This is a genomic window from Dietzia sp. Cai40 (genome assembly GCF_014145165.1).
GTDB lineage: Bacteria > Actinomycetota > Actinomycetes > Mycobacteriales > Mycobacteriaceae > Dietzia > Dietzia natronolimnaea.
The window spans coordinates 1-6482 of sequence record NZ_JAALEB010000037.1 but is presented as its reverse complement, the minus strand read 5'-3'; the positions used below and the strand labels follow the sequence as shown (position 1 = coordinate 6482).

The 6482-nt window shown below is 71.1% G+C and carries 9 protein-coding genes and 1 pseudogene; 1 reads left to right on the top strand and 9 read right to left on the bottom strand.

What is annotated here, in order from left to right; translation table 11 throughout:
- The 3 genes and pseudogenes from G6022_RS01820 to G6022_RS01810 all read right to left on the bottom strand — a co-directional run.
- Positions 1 to 197 (bottom strand): annotated as a pseudogene (locus tag G6022_RS01820) (hypothetical protein); the annotation flags it as partial.
- A 561-nt stretch (positions 198 to 758) separates the two neighbouring features.
- Positions 759 to 1607, bottom strand: a complete 849-nt coding sequence (locus tag G6022_RS01815; RefSeq protein WP_182639737.1) for a hypothetical protein — start codon at positions 1605 to 1607, stop codon at positions 759 to 761.
- A 69-nt stretch (positions 1608 to 1676) separates the two neighbouring features.
- Positions 1677 to 2300 carry a TetR family transcriptional regulator gene (locus G6022_RS01810; protein ID WP_182639738.1) on the bottom strand — a complete coding sequence of 208 codons (624 nt, stop codon included), beginning with the start codon at positions 2298 to 2300 and terminating at the stop codon, positions 1677 to 1679.
- Between the two features lie 93 nt (positions 2301 to 2393).
- On the opposite strand from G6022_RS01810, the gene G6022_RS01805 reads away from it, so the two are divergent.
- Positions 2394 to 2942 (top strand): DUF2020 domain-containing protein, encoded by a 549-nt coding sequence (locus G6022_RS01805; RefSeq protein WP_182610643.1) that lies wholly within the window; start codon positions 2394 to 2396, stop codon positions 2940 to 2942.
- A gap of 18 nt (positions 2943 to 2960) precedes the next feature.
- On the opposite strand, the gene G6022_RS01800 is transcribed toward G6022_RS01805, so the two are convergent.
- From G6022_RS01800 to G6022_RS01775, 6 genes are all read right to left on the bottom strand, one after another.
- Entirely contained in the window at positions 2961 to 3143 is a 183-nt protein-coding gene (locus tag G6022_RS01800) for a hypothetical protein (protein ID WP_179523579.1), read from the bottom strand.
- On the bottom strand, positions 3143 to 3943 hold the full coding sequence (locus G6022_RS01795; protein WP_347237859.1) for a class E sortase: 801 nt from the start codon (positions 3941 to 3943) through the stop codon (positions 3143 to 3145). Before G6022_RS01795 ends, G6022_RS01800 begins: the two co-directional genes overlap by 1 nt.
- Complete coding sequence (locus tag G6022_RS01790) at positions 3940 to 4542, bottom strand: TetR/AcrR family transcriptional regulator (RefSeq protein ID WP_182610642.1); 603 nt, start codon at positions 4540 to 4542, stop codon at positions 3940 to 3942. The genes G6022_RS01795 and G6022_RS01790 overlap by 4 nt, the downstream gene beginning before the upstream one ends.
- Before the next feature lie 123 nt (positions 4543 to 4665).
- Positions 4666 to 4956 carry a GlsB/YeaQ/YmgE family stress response membrane protein gene (locus tag G6022_RS01785; protein WP_182639740.1) on the bottom strand — a complete coding sequence of 97 codons (291 nt, stop codon included), beginning with the start codon at positions 4954 to 4956 and terminating at the stop codon, positions 4666 to 4668.
- Positions 4957 to 5115: 159 nt separating this feature from the next.
- Entirely contained in the window at positions 5116 to 5403 is a 288-nt protein-coding gene (locus G6022_RS01780; RefSeq protein ID WP_179523577.1) for a GNAT family N-acetyltransferase, read from the bottom strand.
- Complete coding sequence (locus tag G6022_RS01775) at positions 5400 to 6296, bottom strand: universal stress protein (RefSeq protein ID WP_179523576.1); 897 nt, start codon at positions 6294 to 6296, stop codon at positions 5400 to 5402. The genes G6022_RS01780 and G6022_RS01775 overlap by 4 nt, the downstream gene beginning before the upstream one ends.
- Between the last annotated feature and the right edge of the window lie 186 nt (positions 6297 to 6482).

Genomic DNA, 6482 nt, shown 5'->3' with positions numbered 1-6482 from the left:
GGCTCCACGGCGGGGCGCGGCGGAGCCGGCACGGGGATCGTGAGGACGGGCTGCGAGGCCAGCCCGGGCAGCTGGGGGAGGGGCGCCGACTCCAGGCCGGGGAAGGCGACGGACTGCGCTGACGCGGCGGGGGCCAGTCCGACGACGAGGCCGGTCGTGACCAGGAGGGTCGCGAGGAAGCGGGATCGGCGGGACATCGTTCTCCTTCGGCCGCGGGCAGGCGGGCGGTGGTGATGGTTCGGGCGGGTGGACCCGGGGCACGACTCACTGAAATCACATGCGCCACACAGGCAACAGCAGTAACAATACCCCGGACCCCGGGTGGCTGGGTACCCGTCGGGCCGACCGGGCCTCGCGGGTCCGATCCGCACGGTCCCGGGCCCGCCGGGTCACGGTTCCAATGTTCATTGGTAACGGCGCTCGCAGAACCGCTGGTAGATCCTCCGTCTCCAATTGTTGACCCAAAGTCAACAGAAGAACCGCAGATCATGGCCTTGCCTGCTCCGCGGGTGCAACATAGAGTTCTTCCAGTCACCGGCCGGGGGGTGCGGTGGCGAGGTGAAGTGCGGACGAGGGGCTGTTACTTCACGACGAGGGGCCGGTATGAATACCGGGGCACCTGGGGGGGTGTCGGCCCGCCGCCTTCCGAGGCGAGCGTGGATTCCGGAAGGCGCGATGCGCAGTCCGCAGGAGGGAACGGCGTCGGATGCTGAGGGGCTCCGGCGTCGTTCCCCATTTCCGCGCCGGGCGGCCCGGGTTCAGTCGAGGATGTGCTCGGCGACCCTGCGCAGGCCCTCCAGTGCCCGTGCCTCGGCATCGGGCGAACGCGGCGTCTCCGGGCTGATCAACGTGATGTGCCACAGGTCGTTGTCCGCGATGAGGATCGTGTGGACCTCGACGCCCCCGCCGGTCGGGGCCGCCACGCAGTCGATGTACGCGGTATCGAGTTCGGGTCGGACCGGGGCGGGCGCCTCGGGAGCGGCCGGGGGTGCATCCTCGATCGACGCCCCGTCGGCTCCGCGGATCTCCGAACACGCGTACCGCACCCCCAACATCGCGGGCTGGCCGCGCAGCGCGGCCTGGGGGCCCCCACGTGGCTTGACCACCCCGGCCGCGAAGGTGTCCGGGATCTCGTCCCGCTCACCGGTGGTGGTCCGGGTGGTCGTGGGCGAGGTCGTGGGCATGGGCTTGACCTCCGTGGTGGTGTCGGCCCCCGCCTCCGCCTCTGCCTCGGTGTCCGCCTCCGCCTGCTGCATCTCGTACAACTCGGGCGATCCCGGACCGCCGTAGGTGCACATCAGGCCCAGATTGCCGGAGCCGATGGGTTCGACCTCGGGCATGTCGGCGTCGGTGAGCTCGATCAGTTCGGCGGGCGTCAGGTCGAGGAGTTCACACGCGTTCAACCGCGTGTCGGGATCGGGACGACCCTCCACCATCGCCGCGGCGATGTCGGGCCGGGGTTCCGGCGAGATCCGGGGTGGACCCGTCTCGCCGGCGTCGGAGAAGCCGAGCGCGGAGCACCCCGACACGGCCACCAACGCCGCCGACGCCACGAACCCCCGGGCGATTCGTCCCCCGGTTCCGGGACGGGGTCGCTGCGATCGCATGGGCTGATCCTACGACGTCGGCGTCCGATCCCTGATCCCGACCGTTCCGCGGACGCCCGCCCGGACGGGTCAGGTGTCGCCGGGGAGGATCTCGGTCGCCCTGATGACGGCGTCGAACGACTCGCGGATCCGGTCCTCCAGGAGGGTCGGCGACTCGTCGGTGCGCCACTGCTCGACCGCCACCCGCACGATCGCGATGGACGCCGCCGCCACCGTCGCGGCCTCCACGGACCCGGGATCCCTGCCCTCCCGGCGGGCCACCAGGGCGGCCAGTTCCTCCTCTGTCCGGGACAGGATCGCGTACACCTCGGTCCGGATCCCCGGTTCCCGCCGCCACATGTCGTGGAACCGGTTGAACAGAGGGGTCTCCTGCCGGGCCATCGCGACCTGCAGCCACAGCAGGCGGGTGAGCGCGGTCAGCGTGGACACGGACCGGTCGGTGAGGAACAGGTGCACCGCGTCGCGGTCCGGGGGGAAGGCGTCCGGGATGCACGCGGCGGCCTTGGAGGGGAAGTAGTTGAAGAACGTCCGACGGGACACGTTGGCGGCCTTGGCGATCTGGTCCACCGTCACGGCGTCGAGCCCCCGCTCGAGGGCCAGGTCCAACGCGACCGAGGAGATGGTCTCGCGCAGCTCCCGCCGGCGATGCCCGGTGCGGTCGGCGCCCTGCGCCTGCGTGGGTGGGCCGGTCATGTGGGCGCCTCCCCGTCGGTGGTCGATGAGTGTCGGTCTCTCAGTTCGGTGGTGATGACCTTACCCAGCGGGTCGGGTCCTATCCTGGTCATCATGCGTATCGCCGCCACGACCCTTCTCGCACCCCTGTCCGTCGTCCTGCTCGGCGTGATGGCGGGGTGCGGCGGGGACACCGAGCCGGCGCCGGAGATGGGGACGATCCGGACCGCGCCGCCGGAGACCAGCGAGCCGGAGATCCCGCAGGTCGAGCCGGTGACCAGTGCGGAGTGCCCGTACCTGTCGGTCGACGAGGCGTCGAGGCTCAACGGCGAGCTGGCCACCGACGTGCGGATCGACGACCGCGTCGACCCCGCCGCCTGCTTCTTCTACAGCGCCGACGGGGCCGTCCAGCTCACGACCACCGTGTACTCGGTCGAGTCGGAGGAGCGGGCCACCGAGTTGGTGGACGGCTCGGCGCCGGTCGGCGAGTCGGAGCGCTCGGACGTCGAGGGCGGGTGGACCGGTGGCCGCACCGGCGGCCCGGGGGGCGCCCTGGTGGTCCTGGCCCGCGGGACACAGGTCCTGGCGGTGCAGTCCACGCAGGAACAGTCGGTCAAGGTCCAGCGGGTGGCCGAGCTCGTCGCACCCCGGGTGGCCGACTGAGTCAGGGGGCCGACGTGCTCAGGGGGCGGGCGGGGAGGCCGCGACCGGGTCGACCGCCACGTGGGAGTACGGCATGAGCGCCTCGACCGCGGGGAACACCACCTCCATCAGCAACAGGAACACCGCCGCGATCAGGACGACGACCAGCACGATCCGCACCGGGGTGGGCCCGGGGAGCCTCCGGTAGAGCCAGGCGTACATCACCGACCCCCCAGCTCGGCGGGGAGTTCGCCGGGTACCCGCGCCTCGCTTCGTTCGAGTACCGCGTGCACCACGAGCCGTTCCGCCGCCGAATACTGCGGATGGCACGTGGTGAGCGTGGCCAGGGGCAGCAGGTCGGGGGAGGCGGGCTCGGCGCGTCCGGGTACCGCGTCGATCACCCACACGTCCTCCGGGCGGACCACCGAGACACCGGACAGTCCCTCGTACATGCCGGACGTCGCGCGGTCGGCGAGGTCCGTGGGTAGGCATTCGGCGGCCCGGGCGCGGGCAGAGGCGCGGTCGGGGGCGTCCACGGGCAGTACGCGGTAGACCAGCCACCGGTCCGCCGTGGCGTACACCAGGGCGTCGCACGAGCGCAGGGCGTCCAGGTCGTTGAACGGCGATCCCCGGCCCACCCGGTGCCCGGCGACGGCGAAGTTGCCAGGCTCCCCCGGACCCTGGGTCTCCGTGTAGTGCCCGGGCCCGGTCTCCAGCGCCGCGTCGCTGGTCCCGGACACCACCGCGAACCGGTAGTCCGAGCCGAACGCGGGGATGTACAGACGGGCGAACGCGGTGCCGTCGGCGAGTCCGGAGAGCCCCGGGTCCCCGTCGTCGACGCCCGTACCGCGACCCCGCGGGTTGTCCGGTCCACCCCACCGCTGGTCCAGTTCGGCGTCGGCGGCGGACTGGGCGCGCGCCGCGCCCAGGTCGGTCCACCACACCTGGTAGACGACGAAGAGTGCCAGTACGACGCCGAGCGTCACCAGCACCTCGCCCACCACACCCGCCGCGCGCGTCACGAGGGTTCCGTGACCATCCCCAGGATGAGCTCGGCCATGCTCCGTGCCGTCATCGCCGAGGTCTCGACCTCACCGAGCATGGCGGCGGTGACGGAACCGTCGTGGAGGATCGCCAACCGGTCCGCCAGGTCGGCGATGTTGTCGGGGTCCTCGAGCCCCATGCCGGCGAGCTCGGAGCGGAGGGTCGAGGCGACCCAGGCCCGCTGGTCGGACACCGCCGCCCGGATGGCGTGCTCGCCGTCCGTGCAGGGGCGGGGGAACTCGATGGCTGCGGCGAGGTGGCACGAGCCGGGGGTCGCGGGCTCCACGCGCTCACGGACGATGTCGAACAGGGCGAGGATGCGTCCGCGCGAGTCCGGCGCGGCGTCGGCGCGGCGCTGCCACAGGGCGCGGTCCCGTTCGGCCATGGCCCGCAGGTACGCCACGACGAGCTCGTCCTTGGAACCGTAGGTGTTGTAGAGGCTGGCCTTGGCGACCTTGGATTCCCTGAGGATCCGGTCGATCCCCACCGCGCGGATCCCGTCGGTGGAGAACAGGCGGGTCGACGTGGCCAGGAGCCGCTCCCGCGGTCCGGGTTTGGTCGACCGTGCGCTCGTCACAGGTGACAGACTATCGGCCTATCGGAGTGATGCCGGAATTGTCGGGCGCTCGCGTCGAAATGCGGACGGCCCGGCCCCGATGGATCGGGGCCGGGCCGTCCGGCACGTTCTGGTCTGACCTGATCAGACGCGGGTGCCGCGGTTGCTGCGACCGCCGACGAGGCTGACGAGCCAGATCACGAGGCAGGCACCGACGATAGCGGCGAGGACGCCGGGAATGGAGAAGGCCGCCGGCATAACGCCTTCCTCGCTGCCGCCGGTAAGGAACGAGACGAGCCAGCCCACGATGAACGCGCCGACGATGCCGGCGGCGATGTTGGCGATAATGCCCATCTGGGCGTCACGCTTCATGATCTTGGAGGCGATCCAACCGGCGAGTCCGCCGATGATGATCCAGGCGATGATTGTCCCCATGATGTAATCCTTTCCCGAGAGCTACTCGGCCCGAGTGCGAGCCGCACCCACAGCAGAACACGCTTGCGCCCCGAACGCCTCCGGTCGGGCCGTGTGTGGGGTTAATCGTCGCTTATTCGTTACTCACCTGCACCTCAGGTGTCATGTGAGCAGTGGCTCTCAGGCGAGGTCCGCCGAGTCCGGGTTCTTCTGGACGTAGCGCTCGACGAACTCGCAGGCGGGCCGCACCCGCAGGCCCTCGTCGCGGGTGACCGCGAGGGCCTCGCCGATCATCCGCCCGGCCAGGCCGCGGCCGCCGAATTCCTTGTCCACCACGGTGTGCGGGAAGGTCCTGACGCCGTCGGCGTCGCTGTAGTCGGCGAAACCCGCCACGACGTCGTCGACGACGATCTCGAACCGGCCGGCGGCGGCATTGCGCTGCACCCGGATGTCCTCCCCGGCGCTCACGAGTGCGACTCCGGGCGCACGACCATCACCGGGCAGGGCGAGGCCTGCAGGAGCGCCCGGCTGGTCGAGCCGAGGACCATGCCGGTGAATCCGCCCCGCCCGTGGGACCCGACGACGACGAGCTGGGCCTTCTCGGCCTGCTCCACGAGTGCCCGGACCGCGCGATCGCGGGTGACGACCCGCTCGATCCGCACGTCGGGGTAGCGGTCGGAGAAGCCGGCGAGCCGCTCGGACAGGACCTCGAGCTGCTGTTCCTCGAGCTGCCGCCAGTCCTCGTCGGTCAGCGCGATCCCCGCGGCGGCGGCCTGGACCTGCGGGTCCATCCAGGTGTGCACCGCGATCAGGGTGGCGTCGCGGGCCGAGGCCTCGGCGAAGGCCCACGCGGTGGCCTTGGTGCTGACCTCGGAACCGTCGACCCCCACCACGACCGGGCCCGAGCGGTCGAGGTCGTCGGTGTCCTCGCGGGTCACCACGACCGGGCAGAACGCGTGGCTGGCCACCGAGGCCGAGACCGAACCGAGGACCATCCCCTTGATCCCGCCCAGTCCGCGCGAGCCCAGGACGATCATCTTGGCCTTGCGGGAGTAGTCGATCAGGACCTGCGAGGGGTTGCCCTCGACGATCGCGTGCGAGACCTCGATGTCCGGGGCGACCTTGAGGGCGGTGGCCCTGGCCTGCTCCACGATCGGCTGGCACTCCTTCTCCAACTCGTCGTAGACGGGTTGGGGCGGGACCATGCCCTCGGCGAACATGGCGGCCGGCATCGTGTAGCTGGTCACCAGCACGAGCGGGACCCGCCGGGTGGCGGCGGTGTTGGCGGCGTACGCGACGGCGCCGGTCGAGGCTGCTGAACCGTCGATGCCGACGACCACGGAATTCTCAAGTGAAGCCATGCCTCGAGACTACCGCCACGGGTGGTTCTTGGAGGCGTTCTCAGAACTCGTCGGGGAAGGGGGCGTTGGGCGGGTACGCCATGTTGAAGCTGCCCTGGAACGCCGGGAGGAAGGCGCGGCCGGGACCGAAGAGGAAGAAGTCGACAACGGCGTCGATCATGGGTGCTCCTGGGGTAAAGGGGGCAG